Source organism: Mesorhizobium sp. WSM4850 (assembly GCF_055811735.1).
On record NZ_JBVVPV010000002.1, the window covers coordinates 359756 to 383229 of the forward strand.

Annotated in this window: 25 protein-coding genes; 16 read left to right on the plus strand and 9 right to left on the minus strand. The window is 62.6% G+C overall.

The features are described from left to right. Positions 1-204: 204 nt before the first annotated feature. From AC0L2Z_RS04765 to hslV, 5 genes are all read right to left on the minus strand, one after another. Positions 205-1164, minus strand: coding sequence for a DUF1402 family protein (locus AC0L2Z_RS04765; protein WP_023796927.1), 960 nt, complete (start codon positions 1162-1164; stop codon positions 205-207). Between the two features lie 245 nt (positions 1165-1409). Then, positions 1410-2723 carry an ATP-dependent protease ATPase subunit HslU gene (hslU, locus tag AC0L2Z_RS04770; RefSeq protein WP_023796926.1) on the minus strand — a complete coding sequence of 438 codons (1314 nt, stop codon included), beginning with the start codon at positions 2721-2723 and terminating at the stop codon, positions 1410-1412. Positions 2724-2727: 4 nt separating this feature from the next. Further along, the gene (locus tag AC0L2Z_RS04775) at positions 2728-3327 is read right to left on the minus strand and encodes a DUF2585 domain-containing protein (RefSeq protein ID WP_023796925.1); all 600 of its coding nucleotides are present in this window, start codon (positions 3325-3327) and stop codon (positions 2728-2730) included. 40 nt (positions 3328-3367) lie between these two features. Beyond that, positions 3368-3913 carry a GNAT family N-acetyltransferase gene (locus AC0L2Z_RS04780; protein WP_473627062.1) on the minus strand — a complete coding sequence of 182 codons (546 nt, stop codon included), beginning with the start codon at positions 3911-3913 and terminating at the stop codon, positions 3368-3370. 73 nt (positions 3914-3986) lie between these two features. Continuing rightward, complete coding sequence (gene hslV / locus AC0L2Z_RS04785; RefSeq protein ID WP_023796923.1) at positions 3987-4538, minus strand: ATP-dependent protease subunit HslV; 552 nt, start codon at positions 4536-4538, stop codon at positions 3987-3989. A 239-nt stretch (positions 4539-4777) separates the two neighbouring features. On the opposite strand from hslV, the gene hisB reads away from it, so the two are divergent. The 9 genes from hisB (at position 4778) to coaA (ending at position 10584) form a co-directional block, all read left to right on the plus strand. Continuing rightward, entirely contained in the window at positions 4778-5377 is a 600-nt protein-coding gene (gene hisB, locus AC0L2Z_RS04790; protein WP_473626896.1) for an imidazoleglycerol-phosphate dehydratase HisB, read from the plus strand. A 3-nt stretch (positions 5378-5380) separates the two neighbouring features. Beyond that, positions 5381-5857: a DUF2628 domain-containing protein gene (locus tag AC0L2Z_RS04795; protein WP_287064047.1), complete on the plus strand. Its 477-nt coding sequence runs from the start codon at positions 5381-5383 to the stop codon at positions 5855-5857. A 1-nt stretch (position 5858) separates the two neighbouring features. Next, the gene (hisH, locus tag AC0L2Z_RS04800; protein WP_023796920.1) at positions 5859-6509 is read left to right on the plus strand and encodes an imidazole glycerol phosphate synthase subunit HisH; all 651 of its coding nucleotides are present in this window, start codon (positions 5859-5861) and stop codon (positions 6507-6509) included. A 4-nt stretch (positions 6510-6513) separates the two neighbouring features. Then, positions 6514-6804 carry a DUF1330 domain-containing protein gene (locus AC0L2Z_RS04805; protein ID WP_023796919.1) on the plus strand — a complete coding sequence of 97 codons (291 nt, stop codon included), beginning with the start codon at positions 6514-6516 and terminating at the stop codon, positions 6802-6804. A gap of 3 nt (positions 6805-6807) precedes the next feature. Next, positions 6808-7557: a 1-(5-phosphoribosyl)-5-[(5-phosphoribosylamino)methylideneamino]imidazole-4-carboxamide isomerase gene (gene hisA / locus AC0L2Z_RS04810; protein ID WP_023796918.1), complete on the plus strand. Its 750-nt coding sequence runs from the start codon at positions 6808-6810 to the stop codon at positions 7555-7557. Then, entirely contained in the window at positions 7554-8390 is an 837-nt protein-coding gene (locus AC0L2Z_RS04815; RefSeq protein ID WP_473626898.1) for an arginase family protein, read from the plus strand. The genes hisA and AC0L2Z_RS04815 overlap by 4 nt, the downstream gene beginning before the upstream one ends. Beyond that, entirely contained in the window at positions 8387-9181 is a 795-nt protein-coding gene (gene hisF, locus AC0L2Z_RS04820) for an imidazole glycerol phosphate synthase subunit HisF (RefSeq protein ID WP_287180504.1), read from the plus strand. The genes AC0L2Z_RS04815 and hisF overlap by 4 nt, the downstream gene beginning before the upstream one ends. A 92-nt stretch (positions 9182-9273) precedes the next feature. Continuing rightward, the gene (locus AC0L2Z_RS04825; RefSeq protein WP_473626899.1) at positions 9274-9600 is read left to right on the plus strand and encodes a phosphoribosyl-ATP diphosphatase; all 327 of its coding nucleotides are present in this window, start codon (positions 9274-9276) and stop codon (positions 9598-9600) included. Between the two features lie 24 nt (positions 9601-9624). Then, entirely contained in the window at positions 9625-10584 is a 960-nt protein-coding gene (coaA, locus tag AC0L2Z_RS04830) for a type I pantothenate kinase (protein WP_419695684.1), read from the plus strand. 433 nt (positions 10585-11017) lie between these two features. On the opposite strand, the gene AC0L2Z_RS04835 is transcribed toward coaA, so the two are convergent. From AC0L2Z_RS04835 to AC0L2Z_RS04850, 4 genes are all read right to left on the minus strand, one after another. Beyond that, positions 11018-11635, minus strand: a complete 618-nt coding sequence (locus tag AC0L2Z_RS04835) for an alpha-ketoglutarate-dependent dioxygenase AlkB (RefSeq protein ID WP_287171459.1) — start codon at positions 11633-11635, stop codon at positions 11018-11020. A gap of 247 nt (positions 11636-11882) precedes the next feature. Further along, positions 11883-12356: a peptidoglycan-binding protein LysM gene (lysM, locus tag AC0L2Z_RS04840; protein ID WP_023796912.1), complete on the minus strand. Its 474-nt coding sequence runs from the start codon at positions 12354-12356 to the stop codon at positions 11883-11885. A gap of 180 nt (positions 12357-12536) precedes the next feature. Then, positions 12537-12974, minus strand: coding sequence for an alternative ribosome rescue aminoacyl-tRNA hydrolase ArfB (gene arfB, locus AC0L2Z_RS04845; RefSeq protein ID WP_023796911.1), 438 nt, complete (start codon positions 12972-12974; stop codon positions 12537-12539). Positions 12975-13114: 140 nt separating this feature from the next. After that, positions 13115-14725: a phosphoenolpyruvate carboxykinase gene (locus tag AC0L2Z_RS04850; protein WP_473626901.1), complete on the minus strand. Its 1611-nt coding sequence runs from the start codon at positions 14723-14725 to the stop codon at positions 13115-13117. 344 nt (positions 14726-15069) lie between these two features. Between AC0L2Z_RS04850 and AC0L2Z_RS04855 the strand changes: the two genes are divergently transcribed. From AC0L2Z_RS04855 to AC0L2Z_RS04885, 7 genes are all read left to right on the plus strand, one after another. Next, entirely contained in the window at positions 15070-15771 is a 702-nt protein-coding gene (locus tag AC0L2Z_RS04855; protein ID WP_023796909.1) for a response regulator transcription factor, read from the plus strand. A gap of 141 nt (positions 15772-15912) precedes the next feature. Next, a complete protein-coding gene (locus AC0L2Z_RS04860) occupies positions 15913-17694 on the plus strand; it encodes a sensor histidine kinase (RefSeq protein WP_023796908.1) in 1782 nt (593 codons plus the stop codon). Positions 17695-17794: 100 nt separating this feature from the next. Further along, positions 17795-18256: an HPr kinase/phosphorylase gene (locus tag AC0L2Z_RS04865; RefSeq protein WP_091592568.1), complete on the plus strand. Its 462-nt coding sequence runs from the start codon at positions 17795-17797 to the stop codon at positions 18254-18256. Between the two features lie 162 nt (positions 18257-18418). After that, on the plus strand, positions 18419-18820 hold the full coding sequence (locus tag AC0L2Z_RS04870) for a PTS sugar transporter subunit IIA (protein ID WP_027152037.1): 402 nt from the start codon (positions 18419-18421) through the stop codon (positions 18818-18820). Next, positions 18817-19113, plus strand: coding sequence for an HPr family phosphocarrier protein (locus AC0L2Z_RS04875; RefSeq protein WP_473626903.1), 297 nt, complete (start codon positions 18817-18819; stop codon positions 19111-19113). Before AC0L2Z_RS04870 ends, AC0L2Z_RS04875 begins: the two co-directional genes overlap by 4 nt. Positions 19114-19304: 191 nt before the next feature. Beyond that, positions 19305-20705: an adenosylhomocysteinase gene (gene ahcY / locus AC0L2Z_RS04880; RefSeq protein ID WP_473626905.1), complete on the plus strand. Its 1401-nt coding sequence runs from the start codon at positions 19305-19307 to the stop codon at positions 20703-20705. 187 nt (positions 20706-20892) lie between these two features. Further along, positions 20893-23472: a sensor histidine kinase gene (locus tag AC0L2Z_RS04885; protein WP_473626907.1), complete on the plus strand. Its 2580-nt coding sequence runs from the start codon at positions 20893-20895 to the stop codon at positions 23470-23472. The last annotated feature ends 2 nt before the right edge of the window (positions 23473-23474 follow it).

Sequence of the window (23474 nt, forward strand, 5' to 3'; positions counted from 1 at the left end):
TTTCTCCCCGTAAACGGGGAGAAAGAAGCTGGCCGCGACCCTGGCGTTCTTTCTGCAACCCTGGGCGATTGGCGAAATCCTTTGCGAAGGCGTCCTTCTCCCCGTCGCTATACGGGGAGACGTGCCCGGCAGGGCGATGAGGGGCAGCGCAAACGCCGAAGAGGCGACTTCGATTTCAGCTCGAACGCCAGATCTCAACACCCACTAAAACAGCGCGTTGAGCTCCGGCAGTTTGTCGTTGACCAGCCAGCCATAGTAATTTTCCTCAGGCAGCTTCTCCGGTTCGCCCGCGGCGCGGCGCCTGTCGTTTTCGGCCTTCAGCGCATGGGCGCGCTGCTCAGGATTGCCGACATTGTAGAGCGTCGATGTGATGCCGGGATTGCCCGATATGTCGAAGCCGGCAATGCTCTGATAGGCATCGATCGATTTCCGGATCGTCGCCGCGACATAGTCCAAGGTCAGGTCCGGATCCATGATGGTCTTGTAGACCGCGTTCGGATCGCCGACGTCGAGCTTCGGCAGGCCGGACACCTGGTGCACGAGATCGCTCATCTGCAAGGCGGTCAGCGGATTGAGCTGGCCCAGGCCAAAAGTCTGGCCGGCATAATAGGGCTGGAAAAAAGTCGCGCCGAAGCGGTCGTCGGGGAAGCTCTCACCGCCGACAGTCTTGCCGCGAAAGGAAAGGTTCCACACCTGCTCGCGGCATTCCCAGAGCTCGTAACTATCCGATTTGCCGACGCATTCCTGGAATTGCGGCCGTTGCACGAAATCGGTGATGTCCTCGCCTTCGTAGGCGAAGGACAGCTTGCTCGACAGATAGGAGATCGCCTTGACGTAGTAGGTCTGCAGCCGGTCGTAGGCGTCGACATTGTAGGTGTGCTCGCCGACGATGGCGCCGACGATATGCATAGGATCGATGCCATAGGTCGCTGCTGCCTGCTCGATCTTGCCGCGAAGACCGGCGTCGTGCTGCAGCAGCGCATAGACCTTGCGGTATTTCGACTGGAAGGTGGTGTTGGTGGCCTGGGTGCGCCGGCTTGAGGCGCCCGGTATGTTGGGCTGCTCGACATGACTGTTGCCCGGCGGCACCATCGTCGCCGCTTCGGCGGCGAACATGGCTGTCGCCAGCGTCAGCCCGAGAGTGACGAGGATCGTTTTTTTCATGCGCCGCCGCCTGCAACAACGCATGACCCTCGGAACCGATTTTCGGGGGTCATGCGCAGAACCAACTGTACAGCGTCCTTTGCGCATCCAAAAAGCTGCGCGGCGCTGGTGTTGCCGGCAAACTAGGTAAAGCTGCAACGGGAGTCGAGAGCCCCGTCGCCCGGCAAGACAAAAGCTGGCCAGATGCTTCCATTTGGCCACACGTGCCGGCTCCGCCGGTCCGACTCTTGCGGATCGATCGCCTGCTACAGGATGAATCGCGACAGATCCGTGTTTCTCGACAGATCGCCGACATGCTTCTCCACATAGGCGGCGTCGACTGTCACCGACGTGCCGTGGCGGTCCGGCGCGTCATAGGAGATCTCGTCCAGCACCCGCTCCATCACCGTCTGCAGTCGCCTGGCGCCGATGTTCTCGACGCTGGCGTTGAGATCGACGGCGATGCCGGCCAGTGAATCGATGGCGTCGTCGGTGAAGACGAGATCGACGCCCTCGGTCTTCATCAGCGCGATGTACTGCTTGATCAGGCTGGCCTCGGTCTCGGTCAGGATGCGGACGAAATCGTCCTTCTCCAGCGCACGCAGCTCGACGCGGATCGGCAGACGGCCCTGCAGTTCGGGCAGCAGGTCGGATGGCTTGGCAACGTGGAACGCGCCCGATGCGATGAACAGGATGTGATCCGTCTTCACCGGTCCGTATTTGGTCGCGACCGTGGTGCCTTCGACAAGCGGCAGCAGGTCGCGCTGCACGCCTTCGCGGGAAACACCGGCGCCCATGCCGCCTTCGCGCGAGGCGATCTTGTCGATCTCGTCGAGGAAGACGATGCCGTCGTTTTCGGTCGATTCGAGCGCCCTTCGCACCACCTCGTCCTGGTCGAGCAGCTTGTCGGACTCGTCGCCGACCAGCACCGCGTAGGATTCCTTCACCGTCGTCTTGCGGGTCTTGGTCTTCTGGCCGCCCATCGCTTTCGACAGCATGTCGTTGATGTTCAACACGCCGATATTGGCGCCCGGCATGCCGGGGATCTCGAAGCCGGGCATGCCGCCGGTGCCGGTATCGCTCACTTCGATCTCGATCTCCTTGTCGTCGAGCTCGCCGTCGCGCAGCTTTTTGCGGAAACTGTCGCGCGTCGCCGGGCTCGCCGTCTTGCCGACGAGCGCCTCCAGCACGCGTTCCTCGGCATTGATATGGGCGCGCGCCTTGACGTCCTCGCGCATCTTCTCGCGCACCAGGCCGATGGCGATCTCGACCAGGTCGCGGATGATCTGCTCGACGTCGCGGCCGACATAGCCGACCTCGGTGAACTTGGTCGCCTCGACCTTGACGAACGGCGCACCGGCAAGGCGCGCCAGGCGGCGCGATATCTCGGTCTTGCCGACGCCGGTTGGGCCGATCATCAGGATGTTCTTCGGCATCACCTCTTCACGCATCTGGCCTTCGAGCTGCTGGCGGCGCCAGCGGTTGCGCAAGGCGATGGCCACGGCGCGCTTGGCGTCCTTCTGGCCGATGATGAAGCGATCGAGTTCCGAAACGATTTCGCGGGGCGAGAATGTGGTCATATCGCTAAATTCCACTTTGCCACTGCCGGATGGACTCGAACGGATGCAGCAGCATGATCACGTTGAGTGTCAGATTGTCCCTGATGATGTAGCCGACACCGAATTCGAAGATGAGAGCGAGGGTTACGATCACCCATATAGGAAGCCTGCGCGCCATCACAAATCCCAGCACCATCGCCAGCGTGTCCGCCACCGAATTGATGATGCTGTCGCCGTAATAGTCGAGCGAGATCGTGCCGGCGCGGTAGCGCTCGATGATCAACGGGCTGTTCTCGAGAAGCTCCCAGCCGCCCTCGATGACGACGGCAAATGCCAGCCTGAGCCCGATCGGCGAGCGCGGGAACAGAGCCCACGCCAGCGCGTAGAACAGGAAGCCGTGGATGAGGTGCGAGAATGTGTACCAGTCGGAGATATGCTGGGAATTCTCCGAGCTCTGCACGATGCCGTGCCACAGCTTGACATAGCCGCATTCGCAGATCGGCGTTCGGCCCATGCCGTAAAGGGCTCCAGCCTGGAATATAATCAGGCCGAGGACGAGCAGAAGTCCCATCCGCCAGCTGTCTTCATAGGCCGAGACGGTCTTGTCGGCGCCGCTTGTACTCATGCTGTTACTGCCCCTCTTCGGCGCCTTATTCGGCGTTACCCTATTCGATATTGCCCTCTTGGGCGCCGCCCTCTTCCGCGTCGCCCGCTTCGGCGTCAATTGCCATCAGCACGGCGTCGCCATGTTCCGATTGCCTGCGATCGATAGCTCTGAACCCGGCCTTTTGATAGGCACGGATCGCTCGTCCGTTGGATGGATCCGGGTCGACGATGACACGCGGTGCCCCTTCCTCGAACAGCTGTTCCACGAACTGCCGGACAATTGCCGAGCCGTGGCCGCGTCCGACAAGCTCGGGCCTGCCGATCGACAGATCGATGCCGAGCGTGCCGAAAGGCTGGTCGCTGTAGGGGTGGCCGTCCTCCAGATGCGGATCGTAGCTCTGCATGTAGCCGATCGGCTCGCCGTCGAGCTCGATGATCAGCGGCTCGACGGAAATGCTGTCGATGTGCTCACGGATCTGGGCGATCTCCGTCTCGGGATCGTCCCACCACTCGGCGACATGCGGCTCGGCCAGCCATGCCGCGATCATCGGCAGGTCCGCCTCCGTCACCGGTCGAAAATCATATCTATTTTCTTGTTTGGCCATGATCTCATGCGAACCGAAGGTCAGCGAAGCAAAAACCGGTTTCCACTTTTCGGGATCATGGCCAGCGGCCGGCTCAGCCGGCATCGAGGATTTCGATGACAAAATTGTTGTTGGTGTAGACGCAAATGTCGGATGCGATCTGCATCGCCTTGCGGGCGATTTCTTCGGCATCCTTGTCGGTGTCCATCAGCGCGCGCGCCGCGGCCAGCGCATAATTGCCGCCCGAGCCGATCGCCATGACGCCATGTTCGGGTTCGAGCACGTCGCCGGTGCCGGTCAGCGCCAGCGAGACCGACTTGTCGGCAACCAGCATCATCGCTTCCAGCCGGCGCAGATAGCGGTCGGTGCGCCAGTCCTTAGCGAGTTCGACGCAGGCCCGCGTCAATTGCTCAGGATATTGTTCGAGCTTGGCCTCCAGCCGCTCCAGAAGCGTGAAGGCGTCAGCGGTGGCGCCGGCGAAACCGGCAATGACATTGCCGCTTTTGCCGATTCGGCGCACCTTCTTGGCGTTGCCTTTCATGATCGTCTGGCCAAGGCTGACCTGGCCATCACCGGCGATAACCACCTTGCCGCCCCTGCGCACGGTCAGGATCGTCGTGGCGTGCATGGTCAGTTCGTTCGACATCTCTGCTCCGATCAGCACCGGTCCCGACAAGGCGATTGGCGCATTACGAGTGACTTGATCGACCCTATGTATGCATAGGTCCGACGATTGCCAACCGGTCATCGGCCAGGCTCGATACTGCTTGGCACGGCAACTGGCAATCACCGGATCATGCTGCTAGAAGGCTCTCGTTTTCAAGCATGTGGACGCTTTCAAGCGTGTGGACGCTTGGAACGCCTGAACTCTGGACAAGGATGAACATGCCGCCCCGTTCCGCCCACGCAAGCCGCAAGACCAGGGAAACCGACATCTCCGTATCGGTCCAGGTCGACGGCTCGGGAAAATCCGATATTTCGACGGGCGTCGGCTTCTTCGATCACATGCTGGACCAGCTGTCGCGCCATTCGCTGATCGACATGACGGTCAAGGCCAAGGGCGACCTCCACATAGACGATCACCACACTGTCGAGGACACCGGCATCGCGCTCGGTCAGGCGCTGGCCAAGGCACTAGGCGAGCGGCGCGGCATCATGCGCTATGCCTCGATCGATCTAGCCATGGACGAGACGCTGACGCGCGCGGCGATCGACGTTTCCGGCCGTCCTTCCCTTGTCTGGAACGTTGTGTTCTCGTCGCCGAAGATCGGCACGTTCGACACCGAACTGGTGCGCGAATTCTTCCAGGCCCTGGCGCAAAATGCCGGCATCACGCTGCATGTCACCAACCACTACGGCGCCAACAATCACCACATCGCCGAGACCTGCTTCAAGGCGGTGGCGCGTGCGCTGCGTTTCGCGCTTGAAAGCGACCCGCGCCAGCCTGACGCGGTTCCTTCCACCAAGGGATCTCTGAAGGGATAGGCCATGGCTGTCTATGTCGTGATGGAACCGCCGGGCCGCGGCGAAAAGCCTGACACAACGGCCTTTGTCCGTGATGGGTTTTCCTGGCTTGGCTTCCTCGTGCCGCCGCTATGGCTGCTCTGGCACCGGTTGTGGATCGAGGCAGCACTGGCGTTTGTCGCCATGGCTCTGCTTTCGATGCTTGCCGAAGGGCTGAGCCTTGGGCTGGCCGGCCCGCTGCTGTCGCTGCTGGTATCGCTCTATGTCGGGCTGGAAGGGCAGGCCTTGCGGATCGCCGCACTGCGCCGTCGTGGCTGGCACGAATGGGGCGTCGTCGAGGCCGACAGGCTCGACGATGCCGATACGCGCTATGTGCTGGAAGCCGAAGCGCATGCGGATGAGCCAGCGCCAGTGCCGCGCATCGTTCCGGACGCCGCCCATGCCCGGCCGGCACAGACGGGAATGGTGCTCGGACTGACGCACACGCCGGGAAAACCCTGACATGCGGGTCGCGATCATCGATTACGGCTCGGGCAACCTGCGCTCGGCCACCAAGGCCTTCGAGCGCGCTGCGCACGAAGCCGGCATCGCCGCCGCCATCGACCTGACCGCCGATGCCGAGCGTGTCAGAACCGCCGACCGCATCGTCCTGCCCGGCGTCGGCGCCTATGCCGATTGCGCGGCCGGGCTGCGCGCTGTGGCCGGCATGTGGGAGGCGGTCGAGGAGGTCGCGATCGTCAAGGCGCGGCCGTTCCTCGGCATCTGCGTCGGCATGCAGCTGATGTCGGAGCGGGGCCTGGAAAAGACTGTCACAAAAGGCTTTGGCTGGATCGCCGGCGACGTCAAGGAGATCACTCCGGCCGATCCTGCGCTAAAAATCCCGCAGATCGGCTGGAACACGATCGAGCTCACGCGCAAGCATCCGCTGTTTTCCGGCATTCCGACCGGCAGCAAGGGGCTGCACGCCTATTTCGTTCATTCCTACCATCTCGACGCGCAGAAGCCGGACGAGGTGCTGGCGATTGCCGACTATGGTGGTCCGGTTACAGCTGCTGTTATCAGCGACAATCTCGCCGGCACGCAGTTTCATCCCGAAAAGAGCCAGGCGCTTGGCCTGGCGCTGATCACCAATTTCCTGCGCTGGAGGCCCTAAGAAAATGAGCAAGAAAGGCTACTGGATGGCGATGGTCGATGTCCGCGATCCCGAGGGCTACAAGCAGTATATCGAGGCGAACGCGGCGGCTTTTGCGAAATATGGCGCGAAGTTTCCCGTGCGGGCGGGGCGTTATGCGAACCCGGAAGGGCCGACAGGCAACCGCCACGTCCTGGTCGAGTTCGAGTCCTACGACAAGGCGATAGAATGCTACGAATCGCCTGAATACCGGGAGGCATTGAAGTACAGGCTTGCCGCCTCGACCGGTCACTTCGTCATTGTTGAAGGCGCCTGAACGGTGATCCTGTTCCCGGCCATCGACCTCAAGGACGGCAAGTGCGTGCGCCTGAAGCACGGCGATATGGCGACCGCGACGATTTACAATGACGACCCGGCCGCGCAGGCCAGGGCTTTCGAGCAACAAGGCTTTGAATGGCTGCATGTCGTCGACCTCAACGGCGCCTTCAAGGGCCAGAGCGTCAACGGCGCGGCGGTCGGCGCCATTCTCAAGGCATCGAAAAACCCGGTGCAGCTCGGCGGCGGCATCCGCACCCTGGCGCAGGTCGAGGACTGGCTCGATCGCGGCCTGGCCCGCATCATTCTCGGCACGGTGGCGGTGCGCGATCCGGATCTGGTCAGGCAGGCCTGCAAGGCATTCCCCGGCAAGATCGCCGTCGGCATCGACGCCAAGGGCGGCAAGGTGGCGGTCGAGGGCTGGGCCGAGGCCTCTAGTCTCGGCGTCATCGAACTGGCGAAGAAGTTCGAGGGCGCCGGCGTTGCCGCCATCATCTACACCGACATCGACCGCGACGGTGTGCTGACCGGCATCAACTGGGACGCCACCATCGATCTTGCCGACGCCGTGTCCATCCCGGTCATCGCCTCCGGCGGGCTGGCGTCGATCGCCGACATTGTGCGCATGACGATGCCCGATGCGCAAATGCTCGAAGGCGCCATCTCAGGGCGTGCACTTTATGACGGACGTATCGACCCGGCCGAGGCGTTGGCGATCCTGGCGGCCGGACCGGAGAGGGCGAGGGCGCGATGAAACTCTCGATCATCCTCGCACCCTATGACAGCGGCCTTTACCACGCCGGCTTTGGCCAGGGCCCCGACGCCATCATTGCCGGCGGCCTTGTCGATGAACTTGCGTTGCGCGGCCATGATGTCATCGTCGAGGACATCGGCGAGGTCGGCGATGCCCAGAGACGCGAAATCGCGACAGGTTTCGCGGTTTGTCGGGCAGTCGCCACCAAGGTCGACATGGCGCGCGACGATGAGCGTTTTCCCATCGTGCTCGCCGGAAATTGCCTGACCGCCGCCGGTGCGGTGGCTGGCGACGCCGCTGATTCGATCATCTGGATCGATCAGCATGGCGATCTCAACACGCCCGAGACGTCCGCCTACGGCTTTCTCGACGGCATGGCGCTGGCGACGACGCTGGGGCTCTGCTGGCGGCCGATGACGTCAGCGATTCCCGGCTTCCAGGCGATCGACCCGTCGCGCTGCATGCTGATCGACGCGCGCGACCTCGATCCAGATGAAAGGCGGTTTCTCGAGACATTGCCGATCATTCGCGCCCAGTGGACCGATGCACTCGACAATGTCGGAAAGCTCAAGGCGGCCGGCGCGGCCCAAGCGCATTTGCATCTTGATCTTGATGTTCACGATCCGGATGTGCTGCAAGTGAACCGCTATGCGCTGCCGGGAGGTCCAAATCCGGAGCAGCTGCGGCAACTGGTTTGCGGGCTGGCCAAGTCGATCCCGATCGTCGGCATCACCCTGTCCGCCTACGATCCTGCCTTTGACGCCAAAGGCGAGGTTCCGCCTGTCGTTGGGCAATTGCTTGGCGATTTTCTTGCCGCGCATGCGAGGATCTGATGCTGAAAGCCCGCGTCATCCCCTGTCTCGACGTCAAGAACGGCCGCGTCGTCAAAGGCGTCAATTTCGTCGACCTGATCGATGCCGGCGATCCGGTCGAAGCGGCCAAGGCCTATGATGCCGCCGGCGCCGACGAGCTCTGCTTCCTCGACATCACCGCCTCGTCCGAAAATCGCGAGACCATCTTCGACATCGTCGCCCGCACCGCCGAGCAATGCTTCATGCCGCTGACCGTCGGCGGCGGCGTGCGCCAGGTCGCCGACATAAGAAAGCTGCTTTTGGCCGGCGCCGACAAAGTGTCGATCAACACGGCGGCGGTGAGAGATCCCGATTTCATCGCCGAGGCGGCCGACAAGTTCGGCAACCAGTGCATCGTCGTCGCCATCGACGCCAAGAAAGTGTCGGCCGAAGGCGAGGCCGACCGCTGGGAGATTTTCACCCATGGCGGACGCGAAAAGACCGGCATCGACGCGGTCGAATTCGCTCGGCAGATGGTCGATCGCGGCGCCGGCGAGATCCTGCTGACGTCGATGGACCGCGATGGCACCAAGGCCGGCTACGACATCGCGCTCACCCGCGCGGTCGCCGACGCCGTGCGTGCGCCGGTCATCGCCTCCGGCGGCGTCGGCACGCTCGATCACCTGGTCGAGGGCATTCGCGACGGCCATGCCGGCGCGGTGCTGGCGGCATCGATTTTCCATTTCGGCACGTACAGCATTGCCGAAGCCAAGTCGCACATGGCCCGCGCCGGCCTGCCGATGCGACTGGACTCGTCAGGGGATCGGCTCTAAAGCATGATCCCGAACCGAAGGTCCGTGCGCCAGCCAAAAGGGGGAACCGGTTTCGGAAAAGATCATGCTTAAACAAGCAGATAAATGGCGCCATGGCTGAGTTTTCGCTCTCCGATCTGGAGACAATCATCAGGGAACGCGCGCATTCCGGCGATCCGGATTCGTGGACGGCAAAGCTGTTCGCGCGCGGCATCGACAAGGCGGCGCAGAAGCTCGGCGAAGAGGCGGTCGAAACGGTGATCGCGGCCGTTGGCGGTGACAGACAAGCCCTCGTTTCGGAAAGCGCCGATCTCATCTATCATTGGCTCGTCGTTCTGGGTGTCGCCGGCGTTCCGCTTGCCGATGTCCTGACTGAACTCGAGCGCCGCACCAGTCGTTCGGGCATCGCCGAAAAGGCGTCTCGGCAGGACCGGGGCTGATCGCTGCGGAGGGCAGGAAACTCGATGGACCAGCTCGCCCCCACCGAGAAATATTCGCCCTTCCGTTTTTTCTCGGCGGAAGAATGGTCGCAGTTCCGCGCCGATACGCCGATGACGCTCGGCGAGGACGAGATTCGTCGCCTGCGTTCGCTCAACGATCCGGTCGACCTCGAAGAAGTCAAGCGCATCTATCTTTCGCTATCTCGGCTGTTGTCGGCCCATGTCGAGGCCAGCCAACTGCTGTTCAGGCAGCGCCAGGCCTTCTTCAACGCGGCGGATGTCGTCAAGACGCCCTTCATCATCGGCATTGCCGGCTCCGTCGCGGTCGGCAAATCGACCACGGCGCGCGTCCTCAAGGAATTGCTGGCGCGCTGGCCGTCGAGCCCCAAGGTCGATCTGATCACCACCGACGGCTTCCTGCTTCCCAACGAAATCCTGCGCCGCAACAATTTGATGGAGCGCAAGGGCTTTCCCGACAGCTACGATGTCGGCGCCCTGCTGCGTTTCCTGTCGGGCATCAAATCGGGGCAGCGCAATGTCCGCGCGCCAGTCTATTCGCACCTGACCTACGACGTCGTTCCCGGCGCGTTCCAGACCATCGACCGGCCGGACATATTGATCTTCGAAGGCATCAACGTCCTGCAGCCGGGCAAGCTGCCAAAGGACGGCAAGATCGTGCCTTTCCTGTCGGATTTCTTCGACTTCGCCATCTATATCGATGCCGAAGAGGAGCTGATCCATCAATGGTACATCGCCCGCTTCATGCGGCTGCGCGAGACCGCCTTCCGCGATCCGGACTCCTTCTTCCACCGCTATTCGCAGCTTTCGCACGCAGCGGCCCGCGCCATCGCGGAAGGCCTGTGGGCCAACATCAACCTGAAGAATCTGCGTGAGAACATCCTGCCGACGCGAGCCCGCGCCGATCTCATCCTGCGCAAGGGCGCCAATCATCTGGTCGAGGAAGTGGCGCTCAGGAAGCTGTAACGAGCGGTTAACGGCGCTTTAATGCATGTCGCGCAAAAGTGTGCAGCGGTTTTGCGATAACGACATGCATAAAACAATAACCTGAAGCGCGTCGCATGAGGCCGGTCACTGCATAGCGCCGGCCTGACATTTCCACCTGGCGCGGAACGCTCGCTCCGCGCCGGCTTCTCAAATTCGCCTCGGTCGGACTTGCGGCCACAGTGCTCTATGCGCTTTGTGCCTGCCCCTTCACCAGTGCCGGGTCAACATACCTGTCACCGGCCACAGCCTCCGTCGCCGCCTATGCGGTCGCGGCAATCTTTTCCGGTCGCTCAGTCGCGGGCCTCGGCCGTGACACGAAGCGGGTGCCGGTTTTGGGAAAATCCGATGCCTGAAAAAAGTGATGAACGGCGATACGGCTCGACTTGAAAGTCCGCGCTTTTGCGCGACAGCATTAGCCAGGATAGGTCACCCGCCGCAGCGTCAGATTGATCCGCCCGCCGTTCCTGAGCAGTGCCGAGGTCGATGGATAGATACGGTCGACGCCGTGGAAACACAGGCGGCCTTCGCCGCCAAGCACGACGACGTCGCCGCTTTTCAGCCTGAACGATTTGGTGCCGCCTTCGCGCGTGCTCTGGCCGACCCTGAACAGGCAATCGTCGCCCAGTGAAACGGAGACGACCGGCGCGGAGAAATCGATCTCGTCGCGGTCCTGATGAAGGCCCATCTTCGCGTCGGGCGAATAGAAATTGACCAGGCAGGCCTCCGGCGGATGGGGATAGGCAGACACCTCGCGCCACAGCTCCAGCAGCACGTCCGGGATCGGCGGCCAGGGCGTCCCGGTCACCGGGTGCGTCGGCTGGTAGCGATAGCCGTGCTGCTTGTCGGTGACCCAGCCAAGCGAACCGCAATTGGTCATGCGCACGCTCATCTCCTTGCCGGTGCGCGGCATCGCCGGCACGAACAGCGGCGCTTCCTGCACGACCTGCCTCACATCCTCGACCAGCGCTTCCTGCACCGCGCGGGATAGGTAGCCGGGCATGTGACAGACGCCTCTGGGCAGAACGAGCATCAGCTTGGTCGCTTCATCGGGTTCATCTGGCGGACAATGCCACCAACAAACAAGAACGGCGACCCGAAAGCCGCCGTTCTTGTCCTTGGATGGCAATCGCCAGCTTAAGGTGTGGTGAGATTCAGGTCAGGCCGAGCCGAAAATGGTGGTTTCAGAGAACCGGAGCGGAGCGTATTTAAGTACGTGAGCACCGGAAGCGCAGGAAACCGCCGTTTGCAGGCCGGCATCACCTGAATATCAACATACCTTAGTCGAGGTCCGGGATGCGCAGAACCTGCCCCGGATAGATCCTGTCCGGGTCGGTCAGCATCGGCTTGTTGGCCTCGAAAATGATCGTGTTCTTCGCACCCTTGCCCTTGCCATAGCTCTTTTCCGCGATCTTCCAGAGATTGTCGCCTTTCTTGACCGTGTAGAAGGTCGGTTGCTTGGCCGGGGCTGCGGGCGTGCCGGCCTCGGGTGCGGCGACCTGCAATTCATCCGCCTGCACCTTGGACACGCCGAGCGTGTTGCCGACGGCGATGATGGCTTTTTCGAAGATCGACTGATCCTTGACCACGCCTTTCAGCACAGCCGTATCGCCCTTGACGTCGACTTCCACATTGTCGGTGCCGAGCGCGTGCGAATCGAGTTCCTTCTTCAGCGTATCGGCGGTCGGCTCCGGCTCATCGTCGCCGAAGCCGAGCTTCTTGCCGACGTCCTTGACGAAATCAAACATGCCCATCTGGGGTCTCCTTGCTGTGACGAATACCGAACTTGCCACCTGCAACCTCGAATTGGAAGCGGTCTCGACCGCGATCGATGTCGCGCCCGCCGCATCGGCCCAAAACTCGGAATCGATTTTTGGAAAAGCACCATGCGTGGCTGCCAGAGCGCGCACCCTTTGCGTCCGGGTGGACGCGTGTCAATCGTCGTCCACGCGACCGCGCAGCTTCTTGATCGTGCCGCGCCCAGCCTTGGTCTTCAGCCGCCTTTCGACCGCGCCTTTCGAAGGCCTCGTCTTCTTGCGCGGCGGCGGCGGCGGTTCGGCGGCCTTGGCGACCAGTTCCGCAAGCCGCGCCCGGGCGTCCGCCCGGTTCTGCTCTTGCGTGCGGAAGCGACCGGCCTCGATGACGATGACGCCGTCCTTGGTGGCGCGCTGGCCGGCCAGCCTTATGGTTCGCTCGCGGACGCGCTCCGACAGGCCCGGCGCATTCGCTGCATCGAAGCGCAATTGCACCGCCGTCGCCACCTTGTTGACGTTCTGGCCGCCGGGGCCGGACGAGCGGATGAAGTCCTCGTGCAGGTCATCCGGATGGATCACCGCATCGTCGGCAATGATGATCTTGTCGTCGGCGTTCATGCCGCAGTCATGGCGCGGCGAACGAAAAAAGAAAAGGCCCGATCCCCGGATCGGACCTTCCCCCGGGTCGGGCCTTCCCGATCCCGGTCCCGGGTCGGGCGTTCCCGACCCCGGTCCGGCGCCTCGAGATGCAGCGGCGACTATTCCGCGGCTTCGCGCATGCGCGGCGCGGCGCCGAGCACGATGGCGTCGACATGCGGTTCGAATTTTTCGAAATTGACGGCGAACATGCCGACCAGCCTCGCCGCCTGCAGGTCATAGGCTGAGGTATCGGCCCATGTCGATCTTGGATCGAGAATGGCACGGTCGACGCCCGCGACCGCCACCGGCACCTCGAAACCAAAATTGGCGTCGGTCCGGTAATCGGCCCCTTTCAGCGAGCCGTCGAGCGCCGCGGCGAGCAGCGCCCGCGTTGCCTTGATCGGCATCCGCTTGCCGGTGCCGTAGGCACCGCCGGTCCAGCCGGTGTTGACCAGCCAGCAATCGACACTGTGATGGGCGATCAGCTCGCGCAGCAGATTGCCGTATTCCGACGGATGGCGCGGCATGAACGGTGCGCCGAAACAGGTCGAAAACGTCGCTTCGGGTTCGGTGACGCCCTTTTCGGTCCCTGCCACCTTAGCGGTGTAGCCGGAGAGGAAATGATACATCGCCTGCGCCGGGGTCAGCCGGGCGATCGGCGGCATCACGCCGAATGCGTCGGCGGTCAGCATGATGATGTTTTTCGGGTGACCGGCGCGGCGCGTCTTGCTGGCGTTGGGGATGAAGTGGAGCGGATAGGCGCAGCGCGTGTTTTCAGTGAGATTGCCGTCGTTGAAATCCGGCACGCGGCTGGCGTCGAGCACCACATTCTCCAGCACCGTGCCGAAGCGTTGGGTGGTGGCGAAGATCTCCGGCTCGGCTGCGGCCGAGAGCTTTATCGTCTTGGCATAGCAGCCGCCTTCGAAGTTGAAGATACCATGCGGACCCCAGCCGTGCTCGTCGTCGCCGACCAGCGTGCGCGACGGATCGGCCGACAGCGTCGTCTTGCCGGTTCCCGAGAGGCCGAAGAAGATCGCCGCGTCTCCGCCGGCGCCTTCATTGGCCGAGCAATGCATCGGCATCACGCCCTTCGCCGGCAACAGATAGTTGAGCACGGTGAACACCGATTTTTTCATTTCGCCGGCATAGGAGGTGCCGCCGATCAGCACGATCATGCGCGTCAGATCGACGGCGATCACCGTTCCGGTTCGGGTGCCGTGGCGGACGGGATCGGCACGGAACGACGGCAGGTCGATGATCGTCAACTCGGGCACGAAATTCTCGAGCTCGGCGGCTTCCGGGCGAATGAGCAGATTGCGGATGAACAAGGAGTGCCAGGCAAGCTCCGTGACGACCCGGGTCGTCAGCTTCAAGTCCTCATCGGCGCCGCCGACCAGGTCCTGCACATAAAGATCCTTGTCCGCCGCGTGGGCGCGAAAATCGGCGAGCAGCGTGTCGAACTGGATCGGCGAAATCGACTTGTTGTTGTCCCACCAGACATGCGGCCCGGTGGTCTCGTCGCGGACGACGAATTTGTCCTTGGGCGAGCGGCCGGTGTGCTGCCCGGTCTCGGCGACCAGTGCGCCATGCGCGGTAAGCCGGGCCTCGCCGCGGCGGATCGCCTCCTCGTAAAGGACCGCCTCGCCGAAATTATAGCGCACCGCGCCGGTGGTTTTCAGGCCGATCCGGTCGATCGCCCATGCGGGATTGCGTTTGCCGGCTTCCGACATGAGGGGTTCCTTCTTCGATTGCAGCATCCTGGCCGGCGAACTTCCGGAGCCCCCAACGATGGAGACTGTAACGGTCAGAACCAGAAAAGCCAAATGATATCAAATATTTAATCGATTTAAATATTTTGAAAGTTGTTTAAATCGTTTATATGTGCGAAAAATCAGGCCGGTGCCCAAAGGATTGGCGGTCTGTATCGGTCCAATCCATGTTGAGGTGAGATTGTGGCCGCCGGCATGCCGCTCGTGACAGCGGACGAAGCCTGTGCCACATTTTGTACCTAATTTGTCCTGCAAAAGCCCCTTCTCGACCAAAGAAGGGACAGCTCATGAGGGAGCCACTTGAAATGGCAACAATCGCGCTTGTCGACGACGACCGCAACATTCTGACGTCGGTGTCGATCGCCCTGGAATCGGAGGGGTATCGCGTCGAAACTTATACGGATGGGGCGTCGGCGCTGGAAGGTCTGGCGGCGCGCCCGCCGAATCTCGCCATCCTCGACATCAAGATGCCGCGCATGGACGGCATGGAGCTTCTGCGCCGGATGCGCCAGAAATCCGACCTGCCGGTGATCTTCCTGACCTCCAAGGACGACGAGATCGATGAGCTTTTCGGCCTCAAGATGGGCGCCGACGACTTTATCCGCAAACCCTTCTCGCAGCGTCTTCTGGTCGAGCGGGTTCGCGCCGTGCTGCGCCGTGCCAGCGCCCGCGAGGCGTCGGCCAAGACGCCCAACCAGCAGGCCCGTTCGCTTGAGCGCGGCCAGCTTGTCATGGACCAGGAGCGCCACACCTGCACCTGGAAAGGCGAGCCGGTGACGCTTACCGTCACCGAATTCCTGATCCTGCATTCTCTGGCCCAACGCCCCGGTGTGGTAAAAAGCCGTGATGCGCTGATGGATTCGGCCTATGATGAGCAGGTCTATGTCGATGACCGCACCATCGACAGTCACATCAAGCGCCTTCGCAAGAAGTTCAAGGCCGTCGATGATGACTTCGAGATGATCGAAACCCTTTACGGAGTCGGATATCGGTTTCGCGAAGCGTAAATAGGCAATAGGCAGTAGGGAATAGTCGGTAGTCAGTTTTGAATGGTGCGAACGGCCACTCAGCATCGCCGCGACCTCAGCCAACCATTTCTCTATTCCCTACTGCCTACTCACTAATTACTAAGCGGGGGCTGCTATTCGATGGCAGTGGACGTAGAGCGAGTGAGACGGACGGGCGCCCGGCGCCCGTCGCGGATTCTGCCCGCATTCCTGTCGAGGATCACGGTGCCGATGCGCCGCTTCCTCGGCCACCATATCTTTTCCAGCCTGACGCGGCGCATTCTCTTCCTCAACCTCGCCGGCCTGGCCGTCCTGGTCACCGGCATTCTCTACCTCAACACGTTTCGCGACGGGCTCATCGATGCCCGCGTCGAGAGCCTGATGACCCAGGGCGAGATCATCGCCGGCGCGATCGCCGCATCGGCGACGGTCGAGACCGATTCGATCAGCATCGATCCGGAAAAGCTGCTTGAACTGCAGGCCGGCGAAAGTCTGGGCCCCGGCTCCGATCAGCTCGACAATCTGGACTTTCCGATCAATCCTGAGCGCGTCGCGCCGGTGCTCAGGCGCTTGATTTCGCCGACGCGGACGCGCGCCCGGATCTATGACCGCGACGCCAATCTGCTGCTCGATTCGCGCCACCTCTATTCGCGCGGCCAGATCCTTCGCTACGATCTGCCGCCGACCGACAAGGAAGAGCCCGATCTTCTCGAGCGAATCCAGAAATTCGTCTTCGACTTTTTCCGCAACACCGCGCTGCCGGTCTACCATGAGCAGCCGGGTGGCAACGGCGCTGCATTTCCGGAGGTGGTCAAGGCGCTTACCGGCAGCCCGTCGACCATCGTGCGGATCTCCGAACAGGGCGAGCAGATTGTTTCGGTCGCCGTGCCGATCCAGCGCTTCCGCGCCGTCCTCGGCGTGCTGATGCTGTCGACGGAAGGCGGCGACATCGACAAGATCGTCGCGGCTGAGCGCAAGGCGATCCTGCGCGTCTTCGGCATCGCCGCCCTTGTCACCGCCATCCTGTCGATGCTGCTTGCCTCGACCATCGCCAACCCGCTGCGCCGGCTGTCGGCGGCGGCGGTCAGGGTGCGGCGCGGCGTCAAGAATCGCGAGGAAATCCCGGACTTCTCCGATCGGCAGGACGAGATCGGCAATCTGTCGATCGCCGTGCGCGACATGACCAATGCGCTCTACGCCCGCATCGAGGCGATCGAAAGTTTCGCGGCCGACGTCTCGCACGAATTGAAAAACCCGCTGACCTCGCTGCGCAGCGCCGTAGAGACCCTGCCTCTGGCCAAGAACGAGGCGTCGCGCGCCCGGCTGATGGAGATCATCCAGCACGACGTCCGGCGGCTGGACCGTCTCATCACCGACATTTCCGATGCCTCCCGCCTTGACGCCGAGCTCGCGCGCGAAGACGCAGGAACCGTGGATCTCAAGAAATTCATCACCGATCTGGTCGACGTTTCGCGCACGGCCACGCGCAACAAGAAGACGGTCGATATCGAGTTCAAGGTCGCCAAACTGCCGCAGGGCGTCAAAGGCTATTTCGTCGCCGGCCATGATCTGAGGATCGGCCAGGTCATCACCAACCTGATCGAGAATGCCCGCTCCTTCGTTCCTGAGGAGCGCGGCCACATCGCCATATCGCTGGCGCGTGCCGGCAAGGTCAACATAATCACCGTCGACGACAATGGTCCCGGTATAAGGGCCGACAACATCGACCGCATCTTCGAGCGCTTCTACACCGACCGGCCGGCCGGCGAGGCGTTCGGCCAGAACTCGGGTCTTGGCCTGTCGATCAGCAGGCAGATCGTCGAAGCCCATGGCGGCACGCTGACCGCCGAGAACATCCCGGGCACCAAACCCGGCGAGATCAAGGGCGCGCGTTTCGTCGTGACACTGCCGGCGGAAGGCTGACGCATGATCCCGAAAAGTGGGAACCGGTTTTCGGACAAGATCATGCGTGAACCAAAAAGCATGATCCCGAAAAGTGGCGACCGGTTTCCGGACAAGAATCATGCCTGAGCCGACTGTGAAGGCTGAGAACATTCACGGCACGGCGATCCTGATCGGCGAGCGTGGTGTCCTCATCACGGGACCGTCCGGGTCGGGCAAGACGACGCTGGCGTTCGCCCTCATCGATCATTGCCGCCAACGTGGGTTGTTTTCGCGGCTGATCGGTGACGACAGGCTCCTCGCGGCCGATCACGCGGGGCGGCTGGTCTGCCGGGTGCCCGCTCCCATCGCCGGCCTCGCCGAGGTGCCCGGATTCGGCCCGCGGCCATTGTCGTTCGAGCCCGGCGGCGTCATCGACCTTTGCGTCCGGCTGGTCCCGGCAAGCGAAATGGACCGCTTCCAGGAAGATGCCAGCGAGTTCATCGCGGGCTGTCCGGTGCCGCGTATTGATCTTGCCGAACGCAATGTTCCGGCGGCCCTGCCGGCCGTGATGGCGCGGCTGCCAATTGCGCCTTTCGTATGATGCGATTTCGAATTGTTGCTGCAATGCGTCAAAATGGCCTGGGCCTGTGCAATTTTGGGCTTGTCAACGCGCCTCGCGTCGACAAGATAGCGCTCCCGCCGCCTGAAAAGGCCGGCGAGCATGAAACGCCTGTGAAGCGGCGATGACGGGAGCCACCAAAGAATGATCGGACTCGTGCTTGTAACGCACGGTCAACTGGCCGCCGAATTCCGCCATGCCGTGGAACATGTCGTCGGGCCACAAGACAGTTTCGAGACCGTCGCGATCGGCGCCGATGACGATATGGAGCAGCGCCGCAGCGACATCATCGATGCCGTTGCCCGTGTCGACACGGGAGCGGGCGTCATCGTCTTGACAGACATGTTCGGCGGCACGCCTTCCAATCTTGCAATTTCGGTGATGGAATCCGGTCGTACCGAGGTCATTGCCGGCATGAACCTGCCGATGCTGATCAAGCTGTCCAGCATTCGCAAGGGCGACAATATGAGCGCAGCGCTGGACGAGGCGCAGGCGGCCGGCCGCAAATACATCAATGTCGCCAGCCAGCTTCTGAGCAGCAAATGAGCGCGCTGTCGGCCAACAAGGGTGACATCGTCCGGGAATTTCCAATCGTCAACCAGCGTGGCCTGCATGCCCGCGCCTCGGCAAAATTCGTTCAGGTTGCCAGCGGCTTCGACGCCTCCGTCCAGGTCGAGAAGGACGGCGTCACGGTTGGTGGCACCTCGATCATGGGCCTCATGATGCTGGCGGCAAGCCCCGGCTATTCGATCCGCGTCACCGCCAGCGGCCCGGAGGCCGGGCAGGTGATCGACGCGCTGGAGCAACTGGTCGCCTCCCGCTTCGGCGAAGAGTCCTGACGCCTGGAGCGCGTCGCGGCTGAACCCGATTTCGCGCCGGCGCGCCTCTGAGGACATGCACGGATAAAGATTTCTTTATATCCCATTGTCGTCCGACCGACGATCTGCTAGTCAGGCCGGCAACTCGCGCCCTTCGACACGCCTTCCGGCGCGGGCGCATCCCGAAGACAATTCTTGATCGGAGCACTGCCATGACGGGTAGCAATGACTATGTGGTCGCCGACATCTCGCTTGCCGGCTGGGGCCGCAAGGAGATCGAGATCGCCGAAACCGAAATGCCGGGCCTGATGGCCTGCCGCGAAGAATTTGGCAAGGCGCAGCCGCTCAAGGGCGCGCGCATCACCGGCTCGCTGCACATGACCATCCAGACGGCGGTGCTGATCGAAACGCTGATGGCGCTCGGCGCCGAGATCCGCTGGGCCTCCTGCAACATCTTCTCGACCCAGGACCATGCGGCCGCGGCCATCGCCGAAGCCGGCATTCCGGTCTTCGCGGTCAAGGGCGAGTCGCTCGAGGACTACTGGGTCTACACCGACAAGATATTCCAGTGGGCCGATGGCGGCACCTCCAACATGATCCTTGACGATGGCGGCGACGCCACCATGTACATCCTGATCGGCGCGCGCGCCGAAGCCGGCGAGGATGTGCTCTCCAATCCAGGCAGCGAGGAGGAAGAAATCCTGTTTGCCCAGATCAAGAAGCGGATGGCGGCATCGCCCGGCTTCTTCGCCAAGCAGAAGGAGGCGATCCGCGGCGTCACCGAAGAGACGACGACCGGCGTCAACCGGCTCTATCAGTTGCAGAAGAAGGGCCTGCTGCCGTTCCCGGCGATCAACGTCAACGACAGCGTGACCAAGTCGAAATTCGACAATAAATATGGCTGCAAGGAATCGCTGGTCGACGGCATTCGCCGCGGCACCGACACGATGATGGCCGGCAAGGTTGCGGTCGTCTGCGGCTATGGCGACGTCGGCAAGGGCTCTTCGGCGTCGCTCAAGGGCGCCGGCGCCCGCGTCAAGGTCACCGAGGTCGATCCGATCTGCGCATTGCAGGCGGCAATGGACGGCTTCGAAGTCGTCACCCTCGAAGATGCCGCCCCGACCGCCGACATCATCATCACCACCACCGGCAACAAGGATGTCGTCACCATCGACCATATGCGGGCGATGAAGGACATGGTGATCGTCGGCAATATCGGCCACTTCGACAACGAGATCCAGGTGGCGTCGCTGCGCAATCTGAAGTGGACCAACATCAAGCCGCAGGTCGACATGATCACCTTCCCGGACGGCAAGCGGATGATCCTTTTGTCGGAAGGCCGCCTGCTCAATCTCGGCAACGCCACCGGCCACCCGAGCTTCGTTATGTCGGCGTCCTTCACCAACCAGGTGCTGGCCCAGATCGAGCTGTACAGCAAGCCCGGCCAGTATCAGAACCAGGTCTATGTCCTGCCGAAGCATCTCGATGAAAAGGTCGCGCGCCTGCATCTCGACAAGCTCGGCGCCCGGCTTACCGAACTGTCCGGCGAACAGGCCGCCTATATCGGCGTGACCCCGCAGGGACCGTTCAAGCCGGAACACTACCGCTATTAACCACAGCGGAAATTACCACTAGATATTGAGGCCGGGCGATTGACTTTCGCCCGGCTTTATTTTTGCGCCGATTGATTCTTCACGCCGATTCGCGCAAGCGCTATGGTGCTGATTCGCGGGCCCGGGGACGAGGGCCGAGGCCCGCATCAGGGCGGTCTTGCATTCAGGCGGCGAAGAGGACCAGGACATGCCGGGGGATTACCCGCCTTGCGCGGGACAGGCCGTTTCCGGCGGCCACAACGATATGGCGACCACGGGTTCCGCTGCCAGAGGCGGAAGCCTCTTATGGCGCGCTGGCGCCCGCGTCGGAAAATTGCTTGCTTCTTCCGCGCTCGCCGGCCCGCTGCTTGGCCTTTCGGCACACGCTGGACCGGCTGCTGCATCCCACGCGGCTGCGCCCAAAGCCGGGCTGTCGGTCAGCACGGTCGAGGTCATGCAACTCGCCATGTTTGTCGGCGTCATGGGCGCGGCACTTGTCTCGGCCATTTTCCTGATCCGCGAACGGGCGCGCACCTCGGCCCAGAATGGCGAACTCAGAGCCCGCCTGGCCGACGTCAACGCTGCGCTGCAGCGCTCCGAGGCGCTGCTCAACCTGCGCGGCCAGCGTGTCGTCATGTGGGCATCGGAAAACAAAAAGCCCGAGCTCGTCGGGACATTGCCGGTTGAAAGCGGGGCTCCGGAAGACCGTGCCGCCTTCCTCGCCTTTGGCCGTTGGCTGATGCCGCGCTCGGCGGCGGCGCTCGAGAATGCCGTGGCGGGACTGCGGGAAAAGGCGAAGCCGTTCGATCTCGTCATCGAATCGCAGGCCGGGGCGCCGCTCGAAGTGCACGGCCGCAAGAGCGCAGCACACGTGCTCGTCCGCTTCGTCTCGCTTTCTGAAACGCAGCGAAGCGAGGCCAGGCTAAGAATTGAGAACCAGCGCCTTGCCGCCGACTATGACACCATGCTCGGTCTTTTCAACGCACTCAGCATGCCAGCCTGGCTGCGCTCGGCGGACGGGCGGCTGAAATGGGTCAACCGCGCCTATGCCAGGGCGGTCGAGGCGGAAAACGCCGAAGCTGCGGTTCGCGACGCGAAGGAGTTCCTGGGCGGCCAGGCGCGCGATGCGATCGCTGCGCAGCACAAGTCGCATCCCATCTTCGAGCAGGCGCTTTCCACCGTGATCGAAGGCGACCGCCGCATGTTCGCCGTGACCGACTTCGCCGGCGCGGACGGCTCGGCGGGTCTCGCCTGCGACACCAGCGCCATCGAAACGATCCGTAGCGAATATGAGCGGACCGTGCGCAGCCATGCCGACACGCTCGACCAGCTCAACACCGCCGTGGCGATTTTCGATACCGACGAAAAACTGCGGTTTTTCAACCAGGCGTTTCAGAAACTATGGGGTCTCGACAGCGGCTTCCTGCACAGCGCTCCGGACAACGCCTTGTTGCTCGACCGGCTGCGCAGCGAAGGCAAGATCGCCGAGCAGCCCGAATGGCGGCGCTGGAAGGAAAGCCTGCTTGGCGCCTATCGCGCGGTCGAGTCGCAGGAACATTGGTGGCATTTGCCGGACGGCAAGACCATCCGCGTCGTCGCCAATCCGCAGCCCAAAGGTGGCGTCACCTGGGTGTTCGAGAACCTGACCGAGAAGATGGACCTTGAAAGCCGCTACCAGACCGCGGTGCGGGTCCAGGGCGAAACGCTCGACAATCTTGCCGAAGGCGTAGCCGTGTTCGGCCCCGACGGCAGGCTCAGATTGTCGAACCCGGCATTCGCAGCACTTTGGGGGCTCGACGCCGACGCCGCCAAGCCCAACGTTCACGTCTCCACGATCCGCGATCTGTGCGACCGGCGGGCCGCCGACAGCCCCTGGCGCGGGTTCGTTGCCGCCATCACCGGTTTCGACGACGAGCGCCGCGACCGCCACGGCCAGACTGAGCTGAACAACGGCACCGTGCTGCGCTACGCGATGATCCCGCTGCCCAACGGTCAGGTGATGATGACCTTCGTCGACGTCACCGACAGCGTCAATGTCGAGCGGGCGCTGAAGGACAAGAATGAGGCACTGGAAAAATCCGACCAGCTCAAGAACGAGTTTGTGCAGCATGTCTCCTACGAGCTGCGCTCGCCGCTGACCAACATCATCGGCTTCACCGAGCTGCTTTCGCTGCCCTCGACCGGGCCATTGAACCAGAAGCAGAGCGAATATGTCGAGCATGTCAGCTCGTCTTCCTCGGTCCTGCTCACCATCGTCAACGACATCCTCGACCTGGCGACCGTGGATGCCGGCATCATGGAACTCGATATCTCCGAAGTTCACGTCGACCGGACCATCGCTGCCGCTGCCGAGCTTGTTGCCGACCGGCTGGAGGAGCATGCGATCAGGCTCAAGATCGATGCGGCCACTGCGCCAAAGACGTTCCACGGCGACGAAATCCGCATCCGCCAGATCCTCTACAACCTGCTGAGCAATGCCGCGAACTACGCACCGGAGGCGAGCACCATCACGCTCGCCTGCCGCTCGCTTGCCGAAGGCGTGGAATTCTCCGTTCACGACGATGGTCCCGGCATGCCGCCGGACCTGCTCGATTCCGTGTTCCGCCGTTTCGAACCGCGCACCAATGGCGGCCGCCGGCGCGGCCCCGGCCTCGGCCTGTCGATCGTCAAGAGCTTTGTCGAGCTGCATGGCGGCAGTGTCCGCATCGAAACCGGCAAGGACATGGGCACCACCGTCATTTGTGCCTTTCCCGACACGCCGTCCGGCATCCGCGCGGCGGCCGAGTAGCG